Raw genomic sequence first — 15,063 nt, forward strand, 5'->3', positions numbered from 1 at the left:
TATCGTATGTATGAGCGAGCGTTGATAAAAAAAACACGCCCTGTTCGTACAGGGCGTGTTTGCGCTTGATCATATTTATCCAACACTTAATGCATAACTAAGTTCTTCTTCTCTTTAACAGGGAAGTGAACACCCAGTCACGCCTTAAGGTCTGATTGTTTCAACTAGTCATCTTTAGAAAACAGATAATCTTCTAAAGTGACAGCATCACTTTATGATAAGTTTTTTTGTACAAGACGATTAACAAGTCCGCCGTCCGCTTTGCCTTTTACTCGAGGCATTAGCGCACCCATTACCATACCCATATCTTTCTTTGAAGACGCGCCAGTTTCAGAAATAACTTTCTGAACAATCTGGTCAACTTCTTCTTCAGAGAGTTGTTTCGGCAGGTAGACAGATAAAATCGACAGCTCTTCATCGAGATTCTGCACAAGATCACTTCGGCCAGCTTTTTCAAATTCAAGGAGGGAGTCTTTACGTTGCTTGACTTCGCGAGTGAGAACGGTAAGTTCTTCCTCTTCAGTTAGATCATGACCCAATTTAATGGACTCATTCTGAATTGAAGATTTCACCATCCGAATAACAGATAGTTTGTTCTTCTCTTTGTTCTTCATCGCTACTTTCATATCTGCTGTTAAACGGTCATTTAGACTCACTGACCTAACACCCTCTCTTAGAACTTACGCTTTTTCCTTGCTGCCTCAGATTTCTTTTTACGCTTTACACTTGGCTTTTCATAGTGCTTGCGCTTCTTTACTTCAGCCATAGTGCCTTCTTTAGAAACCGTTCTCTTGAAGCGACGCAGAGCATCATCGATCGACTCGTTCTTACGCACGCGAGTTTCCGCCATCTCTATCCCTCCCTCCAAAACATAGACAATCATAACACATGACTTTCTAACAAAGACATGTCACCTGCAATTATAATACATCCCGTCCTGTTTATCAACATTTCTTTCGTATATTTTATTTATATTAGTCTTATTAAAGATTTTTTGTTTTTCACACATAATTGCTTTAAAACCGCAACTAAGTGAAAATTTAACTATTTGAATGAGCGGTGGTTATAATGAAAACTTTTTCCATAGCAATGAGAAAAAACGAGCATGTAACACGGATCCTGTCCATAAACTTTCAATGGAAAGGGGAAGTGCTAAATTGAGTCAATATATTGCATCTTTCATCGTCTTCATTAGTATTTTTCTTTTTGGAATGGCTGTTCTCCGCGTTGGACTAAATACAATCTCCAGTTCCAGGCTACAAACATGGCTTTATAGGGCTGCTTCAACGCCTTTACGCGGACTAATTACCGGCGCTGTTATAACAGCCCTGTTACAAAGCAGCTCTGCTGTGATGGTCATTACAATAAGCTTAATTGCGGCTAAGCTGCTTACCTTTAGACAGTCAATTGGAATTATTCTTGGCACGAATATTGGGACTACTATTACAGCTGAATTAATGACTCTTAATCCCGATCAACTTGTCATACCGCTATTATTGAGCGGCTTTGTCTTGCTTCAAGTTAGAAAACAGCTGCTTTTCAGCATTGGAACAGTTCTCTTCGGCTTAGGTTGCATTTTCGTTGCTATGCATGGGCTAGAAGCACTTGCTAAACCTTTATCGACTTTATCATTTATTAAAGATGTTATCCATCATACGAATTCAAACCTTATGTATGGTATTGGAATTGGGACATTATTAACTGCAGTCATCCAATCAAGTACAGCAACAACTGGAATTACAATGAGCTTTATTAATCAGGACTTACTTTCGCTATCCTCAGCTATTGCCATCCTTTATGGAGCGAATATCGGCACTTGTATCACAGCGGTCATAGCAAGTATCGGAAGCAGTGCAGAAGCTAAACTTGCTGCTTATGCTCACGTTTGGATAAACATAATAGGTGTAGTCATATTCTATCCGTTAATAGGGATTTTTGGCACGATGGCTTCTACCCTTACTACCTTTCCTGACGTTCAACTTGCTCACGTATCTATCCTCTTTAACGTCTTGTCTTCATTACTCTTTTTACCTGTAACTGGTTTGTTAGCACTATCCATAGAAAGGGTACACTCAAAAAACAATTTAATATAAAGCTAGCGAATTCAGCATAAATTCTCAGGCTTAGTTCAATTGACTGTCACCTTATTATCTACTGAGCAAAACGATATTCCCTCTCCTTCATAATATCTAAAAAACCCCATCACTTCTGTTAATAGAAGTAATGGGGTCGTTATATTAATAATCCGTATCTGCTGTTTCACCTTGCACAATTTTGACTCCAGCACTAGCTCCAATACGTGTAGCTCCTGCATCAATCATTGCTTGAGAACCTTCTAGGTCGCGAACTCCTCCAGAAGCTTTCACACCAATGTTCGGCCCAACTGTATTTCTCATTAGTTTAATATCTTCAACTGTAGCTCCACCAGTTGAAAAACCAGTTGATGTCTTAACATAGTCAGCCCCAGCTTTTACCGAAAGCTCACACGCGCGTGTTTTTTCTTCATCAGTTAGAAGACAAGTCTCAATAATTACCTTAACAAGCGCCTTACCTTTTGCCGCTTCAACAACAGCTTTGATATCTTGCTCAACAAAGTCGTTATTTCCATCTTTAAGTGCACCAATGTTAATAACCATATCTACTTCAGTAGCACCCTTTTGAATCGCATCATTTGTTTCGAAGGCTTTTGTTTCTGTTGTAACGGCTCCTAGAGGGAAACCAATTACTGTACAAACTTTAGCTTCAGCACCTTGCAACATTTCCGCTGCGAGGGAAACCCAAGTAGGATTAACGCAAACTGAAGCAAAGTTAAATTCTCTTGCTTCTTCACAAAGCTTTTCGATCTGCTCTCTGCTAGTATCTGGTTTTAGTGCTGTGTGATCAATCATTTTTGCTAGTTCTTTATTCATGATAGTCATCCTTCCAATTCTGTTTAGTTAGGTTAAGTTAATAGCTTAAAATGAAGCAACTGCAGCAGTTGGCTCGTCCTCGTTCATAACGCGAACAAATTGACCTTCATTATAAGGATATCCTGGTTTAGTGATTTTCACTTTAACAATTTTTCCAATCATTTCTTCAGATGCTTCAAAGATTACTTTCATATAATTCGCTGAATAACCAACGAATAAGTTTGATTCTGGGTCATCCTTGTACTTCTCTTCCGGAATTACCTCAAGCACTTCACCTTCATAATGGGATGCGTACTCTTTCGCAAGTTGATTTGAAAGCTCAATTAAATGATGAACACGCTTGTTCTTAACTTCATCATCAACCTGGTCTTCCATCCGAGCTGCAGGCGTACCTGTTCTCTTTGAAAATGGGAAAACGTGAAGTTCTGAGAATTTATGCTTTGCAATAAAGTCATATGTCTCTTTAAATTCCTCATCTGTTTCACCAGGAAAGCCGACAATAACGTCGGACGTAATTGCTAATCCTGGAAGTGCTTTTTTCAAACGCTCTAAGCGCTCACCAAACATTTCCATTGTATACTTTCTTCTCATTCGCTGTAGTACTGTATTGGATCCAGATTGAAGCGGTATATGAAGATGCGGAACAACTTTTTCAGATTGATTCAATACTTCTATCACTTCATCAGTTACCTGACTGGCTTCAATAGAAGAAATCCGAATTCGCTTAAGACCTTTTACTTTAGCATCAAGGTCACGAAGAAGCTGAGCAAAGTTGTAATCTTTCAAATCCTCTCCATAACCTGCTGTATGGATACCCGTTAGAACGATTTCTTTATAACCGGCATCAACAAGCTGTTGAGCTTGTGAAATGACCGCTTCCGGTTCACGAGATCTGAGAAGCCCTCTTGCCCAAGGAATTATACAGAAAGTACAGAAATTGTTACAACCTTCTTGAATTTTAAGAGAAGCTCGGGTGCGATCTGTAAAAGCCGGAACTTCAAGCTCCTCATATACACGCGCTTTCATAATATTGCCTACGCCATTTACAGGCTCTCGTTCGCGCTTATACTGTTCAATGTAATCAAGCATTTTAACGCGATCCTGAGTTCCTACAACAACATCCACTCCAGGAATAGCCATAATTTCTGCAGGTGAAGTTTGAGCATAACAACCTGTTACACAAATGACGGCATCAGGATTTTTACGAATCGCACGACGAATAACCTGTCTGCTTTTTTTATCCCCAGTATTCGTTACTGTGCACGTATTAATAACATAAACATCAGATGCATGATCGAACTCAACGCGTTCATAATCATGATCTTTAAACAACTGCCAAATCGCTTCCGTTTCGTAATGGTTTACTTTACAGCCTAATGTATGGAAAGCAACTGAAGGCATATAATCACCTCATTAGTTCAAAATGATAAGAAACTGCTGCCAGCACGTACATAGCAGCCGTTTCTGTTCGCAAAATCCTTGGACCAAGTCCACATGAAGCAAAACCAGCTTGAATTAAACTGGCTACTTCATTATCTGAAAGTCCGCCCTCTGGTCCAAATACGACCATTATTCGGTCATTCACATTTGCCTCGTGAAGCGTTTGAACAAGCGCAGCAGTTTCTCCTGCTCTCGCTTCCTCTTCATAAGCAATTAATTTATAATCATAAGACTCACTTGCTTTAATAAGTGATGAAATGGAATGAGGCATTTCAATCAATGGAATGGTTGTTCGATGGGATTGTTCAGCCGCTTCTTTTGCAATTTTTTTTAGCCTTTGCAACTTTTTAGCGCTTTTTTGCTCATCCCATTTTACAATAGAACGCTCAGCTTTAAAAGGGATAAACTGATCTGCACCTAGTTCTGTGCCCTTTTGTATGACTGTTTCTAGTTTATCTCCTTTAGGCAGTCCTTGAACAATTGTAACATGAACAGGGAGTTTCTTTTGTTCTTCCAACCATTCTATTGGAACAGCTTTGATTAAGTCCGAATTAATTTCTTCTAATTCGCATAGGGCTGATTTACCGTCTTCAGTGCAACATATGATGTTGTCACCCTCTGTCATTCTCATCACTTTCGAGATGTGCTTCACATCTTCCCCTTCAATAGTAACGTGACCGTCTTGAACTTGAGAGGCAGAAATGAAATATCGTTGCATCGTTCTACCTCCTTACTCGTGGGGTTTTCTGGCAATAAACGCAACCCAATCTTCCATTTGGAGCGTTTCTTCAATGATAAGACCCTGTTCAATGATCGACTGTTTTACTTCCTGCTTTTTCGCAGAGATAATACCCGAGGTGATAAATGCACCACCTGGTTTAAGGACGCGGGCCACATCGTCTGTAAAGCGAATAATAATTTCTGAAAGTAAATTAGCGACAATGACATCGTAAGTTTCATCAATGCCCTCAAGAAGATTATTTTGACTAACACTAACTTTGTGATGAACTTTATTTAATTTAGTATTTAACGCAGCGCTTTTAACAGCTATTTCATCAAGGTCAAGTGCATCAACTGGTTCAGCCCCAAGACTAGCAGCCGCGATACTTAAAACACCTGACCCCGTACCAACGTCAATCACACGCTGACCCGGCACAATGATTTTTTCAAGCGCTTGAACACACAATACCGTTGTCGGATGTGTTCCTGTACCGAAAGCCATGCCAGGATCAAGCTCAATAATAATTTCATCTGTTGTGACAGGCTTGTAATCTTCCCATGTGGGTGTAATCGTAATTCGTTCAGATATTTTGACAGGTTTATAATATTTTTTCCACGCTGTAGCCCATTCTTCCTCATTCACTTCACTGATTTGAACAGTGTTATGTCCTAAATCAATATCATAGACAAGTAGTCCATTAATCGCTTCTTTAATTTGTTCAACCGTTTCACCAAGAAAACTATTGACAGGCAAGTAAGCTTTCAAGATAACGCCTTCTTCAGGATAATCATCTGGATTGAGCTGATAAACCTCTCCGAAAGTAGTATCCCATACTTTCACAAGATCCATTGGGTCTTCAATGACTACCCCACTGGCACCTGCTTCATGTAGAATGTTTGATACTGCTTCAATTGCTTCGTTTGTCGTATGAATGCTTATCTCAGACCATTTCATTCATTGCCCACTCCTCTTTTGGATCCTTTTTTTCGGAAAGGAAACAGGCAGGCCACTTGAAGTAGTAGCCTGCAATCTGTTACCAGCTTTCACCTTACTTATTCTCCTTTGAACGCCTTTTTCACTTTAGAGAAAAAATTCTCATGCTGTTCGTCAGGTACCTGTCCGGAAATTTCACTAAACTCCCGTAGAAGCTCTTTTTGTCGATCAGTTAAGTGCTTAGGAGTAATCACTTGAATTTTAACATGTTGATCTCCCTGGCCATAACCACGTACGTTCTGAATACCTTTCCCTTTTAGACGGAAATTAGTTCCACTTTGTGTACCAGCTGGCACTTTAAGCTTCACTTTACCATGAAGGGTCGGCACTTCAATTTCATCTCCAAGACCCGCTTGTGAGAAGGTGATCGGCATTTGACATAACACATCATCGCCACTACGTTCGTAAAAGTCATGTGATCTCACATAAACAACTACAAATAAGTCTCCTGGAGGTCCACCGTTAACGCCAGCTTCCCCTTTTCCAGTTATGCGGATTTGTTGACCTTCATCGATTCCTGCAGGGAGTTTAACGTGAATTTTCTTTTTAACTTCAACTTTCCCTTTACCGCGACACGTCTTACACTTATCTTTAATAAGTTTGCCTGTACCTTCACAATGATGACACACGCGACGATTAACTACTCGTCCAAACGGAGTATTTTGCTCTACATTCAATTGACCAGCTCCACCACAGTGTGAACAAGTTTCAGGTGAAGTTCCTGGTTTTGCGCCAGAACCATCACATGTTGAACATTCTTCTTCTTTTGGAATAAAGATATCCGTCTCTTTACCAAATGCTGCTTCTTCAAAAGTTAGTTCCATTGAATACTGAAGGTCAGCACCCTGTCTCGGAGCATTTGGATTACGGCGACCTCCGCCACCAAAGAACATATCAAAAATGTCGCCAAAGCCACCGAAGTCAGCTCCTCCGCCACCAAATCCTTGATTTGGATCTGCGTGCCCAAACTGATCGTACTGAGCTTTTTTCTGAGAGTCACTTAATACTTCATAAGCTTCCGTTACTTCTTTAAACTTCTCATCTGCACCCGGCTCCTGGTTGATGTCTGGGTGATATTGCTTAGCAAGCTTTCGATAAGCTTTTTTCAGCTCGGCATCAGAAGCATCCTTACTTACGCCCAGCACTTCATAATAATCTCGTTTACTCATCGTATCCACTCCCGATTCTCTTCACATAACGTTTATCATATCATTGAGTTTATACGCTCTGCAATACTCTATCGTAAGCACCAGTGAACGCTAATAGCAAATTGGGCAAAGTTGGATAATAACCCAAAAGTTAATTGGTGAATATTACCACGATACGTCGCTTCCACCCGATTTTTAGAATTTTTCAAGTATGGAGAAAACGTGACCTGTGATTAGTTATTGTTCAACTGCAAACAACATTCTTAGCATACGTATTATATGGAATTGAATGGTTTGCATTTCATTTTAAACGAAAAAAGTCAAAGTCAAGATACGCCTGACTTTGACTTTTTTTCGTATCATCTTCTTACTTTTTGTCGTCGTCTACCTCTTCATACTCAGCATCAACGACGTTATCATCTGCTTGTTCAGCTCCGCCTTCTTCGCCAGCTTGAGCCTGTTGAGCTTGTGCAGCCTGCTCATAGACTTTCATTGATAAGGCTTGAACGATTTCTTGAAGCTCATCTTTCGCAGTGCGAATTGCTTCAATGTCATCATTTTCAAGAGCTGCTTTCACTTTATCTTTTGCTTCATTAGCTTTTGTCACTTCTTCTTCCTCTACTTGACCTTCAAGGTCTTTTAGAGTTTTATCAGTAGTGAATACGAGCTGATCAGCTTCGTTACGTGTTTCAACTTCTTCACGACGCTGCTTATCTTCTTCAGCGTTAGCTTCAGCGTCTTTCACCATGTTTTCAATTTCGTCATCTGAAAGACCGCTTGAAGATTTGATTGTAATAGACTGTTCTTTATTCGTACCAAGATCCTTCGCGCGAACGTTCACGATACCGTTTTTGTCGATATCAAATGATACTTCGATTTGCGGAGTTCCTCGTGGTGCTGGAGGAATATCAGTCAGCTGGAAGCGACCAAGAGTCTTGTTATACTGAGCCATTTCGCGCTCACCTTGAAGAACATGAATGTCAACTGAAGGTTGGTTATCAGCTGCAGTTGAGAAAGTCTGTGACTTACTAGTTGGGATCGTTGTATTACGCTCGATAAGCTTCGTAAATACGCCACCCATTGTTTCAATACCAAGAGAAAGTGGAGTTACGTCAAGAAGAACAACGTCTTTCACATCTCCAGCAATAACACCAGCTTGAATTGCTGCACCAAGTGCAACGACTTCATCAGGGTTAACGCCTTTGTGTGGATCTTGTCCTGTTTCTTTCTTAATCGCATCTTGTACTGCAGGAATACGAGTAGATCCACCAACAAGAATTACTTTATCAAGTTCAGATGGTGACATTCCAGCATCTTTAAGAGCCTGACGAGTAGGTGCCATTGTACGCTCTACAAGATTTGCAGAAAGCTCTTCGAATTTAGCACGAGTTAGGTTAAGCTCAAGGTGTTTAGGACCTGAAGCATCCGCTGTGATAAATGGAAGAGAAATTTGAGTTTGTGCTACACCTGAAAGATCTTTCTTCGCTTTTTCAGCAGCATCTTTCAAACGTTGAAGTGCCATCTTATCCTGACCTAGGTCAACACCAGTATCTTTCTTAAATTCAGCTACTAGATGATCGATAATAACTTGGTCAAAGTCGTCACCACCAAGACGGTTATCACCAGCAGTAGACTTAACTTCAAATACGCCTCCGCCAAGTTCAAGGATTGATACGTCAAAAGTACCGCCACCAAGGTCAAATACTAGGATTGTTTGATCTTCATCTTCTTTATCAAGACCGTAAGCAAGCGCTGCAGCAGTTGGTTCGTTTACAATACGCTCTACTTCAAGTCCAGCGATTTTACCAGCATCTTTTGTTGCTTGACGCTCAGCATCGTTAAAGTAAGCAGGCACTGTAATAACCGCTTTTTCAACGCCTTCACCAAGATAATCTTCAGCGTAAGATTTTAGCTTCTGAAGAATGATCGCAGAAATTTCTTGAGGAGAAAATGATTTACCCTCAACGTCTTCTTTATGATCAGTACCCATATGACGCTTAATGGATTGAATTGTGTTTGGGTTTGTGATTGCTTGACGCTTCGCAACTTCACCTACTAGACGTTCTTCATCTTTAAATGCAACGACAGATGGAGTTGTACGGCTACCTTCCGGGTTCGGGATAACGGTAGCTTCTCCGCCTTCCATTACTGCAATACAAGAGTTTGTTGTACCTAAGTCAATACCGATAATTTTACTCATTACATTCTACCTCCTATTTCTTAATATGTAGTTAAGAGCTTACCTTTACCATTGCTGGTCGAAGGACGCGATCGTTTAGTTGATAGCCTTTTTGTAAGACCTCTACAACCACATCTGAATCATGTTCATCTGATTCAACCTGCATGACAGCCTGATGGAGATGCGGGTTGAATGCTTCTCCTACAGAACCAATTTCTTCGACACCTTCATTAGCAAGTGCCTCTTTCAACTGACGATACACCATTTCCATTCCGGTAAGCAATGACGTTACTTGCTCACTATCGCTTTGAACAGCTAGTGCACGTTCGAAATTATCCATAGCTGGGAGTAACCCTTCAGCTAATTTTTGAGAACGGTATTTTGCATCTGCATTTCGTTCTTCACGCGTTCTGCGGCGGAAGTTATCGTATTCTGCCTGAGTGCGCATATATTTATTCTCAAGCTCTTCAACCTGCTGTTGCAAGTTCTCAAGCTCTTCATTTTCATTGGTTTCAGATACTTCAATCACTTCAGGTTCATCATTCTCTTCAGCATTTTGCTCAAGATTCTCTTCCTCTTCAGTTAGAAGTTCTTCTTCCTCTTGATGACTGTTTTGCTTTTCCACGAATTTCACCTCCCTAACGAAATATAACAAATCTTTCTCCCATAGAAAAGGATGGAAGAAATGTTTCTCCCACCTTCTTCACTATTACCAATTTACCAGTGTTTGAAACTTTGATATCGATCGGTCAAGGTTCGAGTAAGATCATTTGCTAGAAAACCAAGAATACTCATTGAACGATGATATTCCATTCTAGTCGGGCCAAGCAAAGCGATAGAGCCCATTCGCTTGCCTTCTATGAAATAGTCGGCGGTTACGATGCTACAATGCTGCATCGCCTCAAGATCATTTTCCTGACCAATTTTAACTTCAATTCCATTTTTCTCAGGTCGAAGTATGTTATACATAACGTCTTCTTGTTCAAATGTATTAAGTAACAACCTGACTTTATCAATATCTTTGAATTCAGGTTGGGTCAGAATATTAGTCTTGCCTCCGTAATACACTTTTTCAGCATTGGTATAGAGAAAAAGATTTTCAAGCATTGTATTAACCTGATTATAATTTTCAATATGTTTCTTTAAGACAGTTGCCATTTCTTTCATCATTGTCGACTTCAAGGAGATTAGTGGAACGTCCTTCAAGCGTTCATTCATGATGTTCACAACTTTTTCAATATCAGACATACTGACCGAAGGCGGGATTTGCATTGTTCGGTTCTCGACATGTCCACTGTCAGCTACCAAAATCACAACGGCCGTATCCTTTGACAAGGGAATGATCTGAATTTGTCGAAGTTTCGTTTCAAATACTTCAGGTCCAAGAATAATGGACGTATATTGAGTTAGCTCTGAAAGTATTCCAGCAGATTGTTGAATCACTTTCTCTACTTCCACCATTCTCTCTGCAAAAAGAGAATGAATGTTATTCACATCTTTTTTCGAAAGCACAGGTGGAGACAGAAGATGATCAACATAAAAACGATATCCCTTTTCAGAAGGTACTCTTCCAGAAGAACTATGTGTCTTCTCGATGTAGCCCATCTCTTCAAGGTCCGCAAGTTCATTACGAATGGTTGCAGAACTGAATGTCACATCTTCACGCTTGGAAATCGTGCGTGATCCAACAGGCTCAGCCGTTTGAATGTAGTCATTAATCAATAACTGCAAAATGAATAGTTGACGTTCTGTTAACATCTCCTCATCACCTCTGTTAGCACTCTAATGTGCCGAGTGCTAAATCTATTAATAAGGTAACAGAAACTTATTTTAGTTGTCAATCATTACGTTAATCATTATTGTGACTAAACATTTCCAACAATAGAAAGGCTCTTAATTATCGCTTTATCGGGGTACTCTGAAGACCACCATCACTACCTTAGTTAACAACCTAAGGGCATAATTGACAACGATGTCACTAGATAGCAAGAAATTCTTGAAATACTTCATTGCCTAAAAAGAAGCCTTGCTCTGTCAATGCAATATGTGATCCAGTATCTTTCAAGAGGTCGCTTCGGACTAACTTTTCAATTTGTTCACTAAAAACTTCCTCAATCGACTGATTAAATTTATACTTAAACGTCTCTTTTGAAACGCCCTCTCTCATTCGAAGGCCCATAAACATTTCTTCTTCCATTCGTTCGTTTTTCGTTAGAACATTGTCATCCATATACGGAAACTTGTTCTCATCTATTTTAGTCATATATTGCTTAAGCGGACCAGCATTTGCTCGTCGTACCCCATCAATATAGCTGTGAGCACCCGCACCTATTCCATAGTACTCATTATTCTTCCAGTACGTTATGTTGTGTCGGCTCTCGTATCCAGGCTTTGCGAAGTTACTAATCTCATACTGCAAAAGACCAGCTTCCTCAAGGCGTTTCATTAGAAGCTCATACATATCAGCTTCAGCTTCTTCCGTTGGAAGAGGTAATTCTCCTTTACGCCATTTGTTATAAAACACTGTTTTCTTCTCTACCTGCAAGGAATAAGAAGAAATATGAGTAATCCCTAATTCAATTGCTTTTGTAATCGACTCTGAGAATTGTTCAATAGTTTGTTCTGGTAATCCAAACATCAGATCCAGTGAGAGGTTAACAAAGCCCTCACTCTGAGCCATCTGAACAATTTCTCCGATTTCTTCAACGGAATGACCTCTGCCAAGCTTGTTTAGAAGCGTATCTTGGAATGCCTGAGCTCCGATACTTAATCGATTCACACCGTACTTCTTCATAATTCGAAGCTTCTCAGGTGTGACACTCCCAGGATTTGCCTCCATTGAAAACTCGAGGTGCTCGGATACATACGGACCAAAGCGTTCTTGAACGTCTTTTAAAAAGCGCTCAAGCTGCGCTTCGTTTAATGCTGTAGGTGTTCCTCCACCTACAAATATTGTGTCTATTCGATTGGTCGGGAATCGCTCCAATGTATTTTTCATTTCAGTATCCATATGAGCTAAATAGTCATCCACAGGCTGACCTTGCATAAAAACTTTATTAAAATCACAATAGTGGCATATATAGTCACAGAACGGAATGTGTAAATAAACAGCGTTAACCATTTCAATCACTGCTTTCTGGCATAATGTAAAGACCGCAGAAACGCTCTGCGGTCTTCTAACCTACATAGTATAAAAATCAACTCAGCACTTCAACTAAAGCACCTTAATTATTCTTCGTGTTATCCTGACGGAGGACAGCCATAAATGCTTCTTGAGGCACTTCTACTTTACCTACCGTTTTCATTCGTTTCTTACCTTCTTTTTGTTTTTCAAGAAGCTTACGCTTACGAGAAATATCTCCACCGTAACATTTTGCTAGTACGTTTTTACGCATAGCTTTGATTGTAGAACGGGCAACAATTTTCTGTCCAATAGAAGCCTGAATCGGGACTTCAAATTGCTGTCTTGGGATAAGGTCTTTCAATGTCTCAGTAATGTCTTTACCACGGTCATAGGCAAAGTCTCTGTGAACGATAATGGATAGAGCATCAATTGTCTCACCATTAAGAAGAATGTCCATTTTAACAAGATTTGAAGCTCTATACCCAATTAATTCGTAGTCGAAGGACGCATAGCCTTTCGTACTTGACTTCAATTGATCAAAGAAATCATAAACAATTTCGGAAAGAGGAATATGATAGACAATATTCACACGACTTTCATCCATATATTGCATATCGATAAAGTCACCGCGTTTACCCTGACATAATTCCATAATAGCACCGACATAATCATTAGGTGACATAATTGTCGCCTTTACATATGGTTCTTGCACTTCCGCAATAGATTGCGCATCAGGCATCATTGCAGGGTTATCGATAATCACTTCTTCTCCGTCTGTTAGTTTAACTTGATAAATAACACTCGGAGCCGTCGTAATCAAATCAATGTTAAATTCTCGTTCAATCCGCTCCTGCACGATTTCCATATGAAGAAGTCCAAGGAAACCACAGCGGAAACCAAAGCCGAGTGCCTGAGATGTTTCTGCTTCGTATTGAAGCGAAGAATCGTTTAACTCAAGACGTTCAAGAGCCTCGCGGAGATCATTGTATTGCGCTGAGTCTACTGGATAAAGACCACAGTATACCATTGGATTCATTCTCCGATAACCAGGCAGAGGAGTTGCAGCAGGATTTTTCACAGCTGTAATTGTATCCCCTACACGAGAATCTCCCACATTCTTAATCGCTGCAGTAAGGAAACCAACATCGCCGACAGAAAGTTCTTTCTTAGATACCGGCTTAGGATTAAACACGCCAAGCTCATTTACTTCAAATTCTTTACCTGTCGCCATCATACGGATCTTATCGCCGACCTTAACAGATCCCTCTGTTATTCGAATATAAGCAACTACTCCCCTATATGGATCATAAAGAGAATCAAAGATAAGCGCTTGAAGCGGCCCTTCAGGATCTCCTTGTGGCGCGGGTACTTTCTCCACAATCTGTTCTAGAATGTCTTCTATACCAATTCCAGACTTAGCTGAAGCAAGCACTGCGTCAGAAGCATCCAATCCAATTACATCTTCTACTTCTTGCCTCACTCGTTCAGGCTCAGCACTCGGTAAATCGATCTTATTAATAACTGGAAGGATTTCTAAATCATTATCAAGAGCAAGGTAAACGTTCGCTAGCGTTTGAGCTTCAATTCCCTGTGCTGCATCAACAATTAATAATGCTCCTTCACAAGCTGCCAGGCTCCTAGATACTTCATAAGAGAAGTCGACATGTCCTGGTGTATCGATTAAATGAAAAATGTACTCTTCTCCATCTTTCGCTGTATAAGTAAGCTGAACAGAATTCAGTTTAATCGTAATTCCTCTTTCACGTTCGAGATCCATCGCATCGAGCGTTTGAGCTTTCATTTCACGGTCAGTTAACGCACCTGTCCGTTCTAAAATGCGGTCTGCAAGAGTCGATTTTCCATGGTCGATATGAGCAATAATGGAAAAATTTCGAATCCTGGACTGTCTTTTCAATTTTTCTTCAAGGTTCATCTACAATCACTCCTAAGGCGAAACTACGCTAGTATAGATTATAGCAATACCGCTGTCCAGATTCAATCCGGAATCCGCCCATTTACATAGACTATGAATTTCTCTTAGAAATTCCTCTCTTTTTCACAAGAAAGAATAACACTCTGTTACCTTTCGAGACTCAAATAATATAGAATAACTAAGCTTATACTTTCGATTCTCGATTTTTTACATAGCCAATAATTTAAAAAAGGCCGCAAATGCGACCTTTATGATTGAAAAAAGGAAAGAACTGTCGTAATTAATGTGAATACAAACGCTAAAAGGGATTTGATTAATGCTGATAACCAGTTACTAAGCTTTGAACCGAGGTCTCCTAGCACATTAAACTCATTTGCACCTTCTAACGTTTCTTGTTTATTTTGGAGATCGCTTTGTGTAATGGATGTTCCTAAAATTTCAGCTTCAACACCATTGGATGCAGTCTTGATTTGAAAAGCTCCAGTACTCTCATGATCCTGCATATAATTCATATTTCTAGAAGCTTGTTCCATTCCAAGAAGCACACCAAATAAAAGCAATGTAACAAGAAGAAAACATTTAAGAAAAAAAGATGCCATCACTTTGGCCCCTTCCT

Annotated in this window: 14 protein-coding genes; 1 reads left to right on the forward strand and 13 read right to left on the reverse strand. The window is 40.0% G+C overall.

Features of this window, described 5'->3' with window-relative positions; all coding sequences use genetic code 11:
* Nucleotides 1–212: 212 nt before the first annotated feature.
* Both AC0VYO_RS14825 and rpsU read right to left on the reverse strand, forming a co-directional pair.
* The gene (locus AC0VYO_RS14825) at nucleotides 213–656 is read right to left on the reverse strand and encodes a GatB/YqeY domain-containing protein (protein ID WP_194219507.1); all 444 of its coding nucleotides are present in this window, start codon (nucleotides 654–656) and stop codon (nucleotides 213–215) included.
* Between the two features lie 17 nt (nucleotides 657–673).
* Entirely contained in the window at nucleotides 674–850 is a 177-nt protein-coding gene (gene rpsU / locus AC0VYO_RS14830; protein ID WP_048312787.1) for a 30S ribosomal protein S21, read from the reverse strand.
* Nucleotides 851–1,157: 307 nt separating this feature from the next.
* Between rpsU and AC0VYO_RS14835 the strand changes: the two genes are divergently transcribed.
* Nucleotides 1,158–2,093: a Na/Pi symporter gene (locus AC0VYO_RS14835; protein WP_475365517.1), complete on the forward strand. Its 936-nt coding sequence runs from the start codon at nucleotides 1,158–1,160 to the stop codon at nucleotides 2,091–2,093.
* A gap of 144 nt (nucleotides 2,094–2,237) precedes the next feature.
* Here the strand turns inward: AC0VYO_RS14835 and deoC are convergent, their stop codons facing one another.
* The 11 genes from deoC to AC0VYO_RS14890 all read right to left on the reverse strand — a co-directional run bounded on the left by deoC (nucleotide 2,238) and on the right by AC0VYO_RS14890 (nucleotide 15,046).
* Nucleotides 2,238–2,909, reverse strand: a complete 672-nt coding sequence (gene deoC / locus AC0VYO_RS14840; protein WP_475365518.1) for a deoxyribose-phosphate aldolase — start codon at nucleotides 2,907–2,909, stop codon at nucleotides 2,238–2,240.
* 45 nt (nucleotides 2,910–2,954) lie between these two features.
* The gene (gene mtaB, locus AC0VYO_RS14845; RefSeq protein WP_194219504.1) at nucleotides 2,955–4,310 is read right to left on the reverse strand and encodes a tRNA (N(6)-L-threonylcarbamoyladenosine(37)-C(2))-methylthiotransferase MtaB; all 1,356 of its coding nucleotides are present in this window, start codon (nucleotides 4,308–4,310) and stop codon (nucleotides 2,955–2,957) included.
* Between the two features lie 4 nt (nucleotides 4,311–4,314).
* Complete coding sequence (locus tag AC0VYO_RS14850; RefSeq protein WP_475365519.1) at nucleotides 4,315–5,067, reverse strand: 16S rRNA (uracil(1498)-N(3))-methyltransferase; 753 nt, start codon at nucleotides 5,065–5,067, stop codon at nucleotides 4,315–4,317.
* A gap of 12 nt (nucleotides 5,068–5,079) precedes the next feature.
* Nucleotides 5,080–6,024, reverse strand: coding sequence for a 50S ribosomal protein L11 methyltransferase (prmA, locus tag AC0VYO_RS14855; RefSeq protein ID WP_475365520.1), 945 nt, complete (start codon nucleotides 6,022–6,024; stop codon nucleotides 5,080–5,082).
* Between the two features lie 98 nt (nucleotides 6,025–6,122).
* Entirely contained in the window at nucleotides 6,123–7,232 is a 1,110-nt protein-coding gene (gene dnaJ / locus AC0VYO_RS14860) for a molecular chaperone DnaJ (RefSeq protein WP_194219501.1), read from the reverse strand.
* Nucleotides 7,233–7,578: 346 nt separating this feature from the next.
* Nucleotides 7,579–9,411 carry a molecular chaperone DnaK gene (gene dnaK, locus AC0VYO_RS14865; protein WP_194219500.1) on the reverse strand — a complete coding sequence of 611 codons (1,833 nt, stop codon included), beginning with the start codon at nucleotides 9,409–9,411 and terminating at the stop codon, nucleotides 7,579–7,581.
* A gap of 31 nt (nucleotides 9,412–9,442) precedes the next feature.
* Nucleotides 9,443–10,015, reverse strand: a complete 573-nt coding sequence (grpE, locus tag AC0VYO_RS14870; RefSeq protein ID WP_194219499.1) for a nucleotide exchange factor GrpE — start codon at nucleotides 10,013–10,015, stop codon at nucleotides 9,443–9,445.
* 92 nt (nucleotides 10,016–10,107) lie between these two features.
* Complete coding sequence (gene hrcA / locus AC0VYO_RS14875; RefSeq protein ID WP_226614406.1) at nucleotides 10,108–11,148, reverse strand: heat-inducible transcriptional repressor HrcA; 1,041 nt, start codon at nucleotides 11,146–11,148, stop codon at nucleotides 10,108–10,110.
* A 220-nt stretch (nucleotides 11,149–11,368) separates the two neighbouring features.
* Complete coding sequence (gene hemW / locus AC0VYO_RS14880; protein ID WP_194219650.1) at nucleotides 11,369–12,511, reverse strand: radical SAM family heme chaperone HemW; 1,143 nt, start codon at nucleotides 12,509–12,511, stop codon at nucleotides 11,369–11,371.
* A 103-nt stretch (nucleotides 12,512–12,614) separates the two neighbouring features.
* Nucleotides 12,615–14,447 (reverse strand): translation elongation factor 4, encoded by a 1,833-nt coding sequence (gene lepA / locus AC0VYO_RS14885; RefSeq protein WP_194219497.1) that lies wholly within the window; start codon nucleotides 14,445–14,447, stop codon nucleotides 12,615–12,617.
* Between the two features lie 248 nt (nucleotides 14,448–14,695).
* Complete coding sequence (locus tag AC0VYO_RS14890; protein WP_430244175.1) at nucleotides 14,696–15,046, reverse strand: DUF3679 domain-containing protein; 351 nt, start codon at nucleotides 15,044–15,046, stop codon at nucleotides 14,696–14,698.
* Nucleotides 15,047–15,063: the final 17 nt, after the last annotated feature.

It is taken from the genome of Anaerobacillus sp. 63XJN7_4_ISO-PGPR-S23-413, from assembly GCF_056173725.1.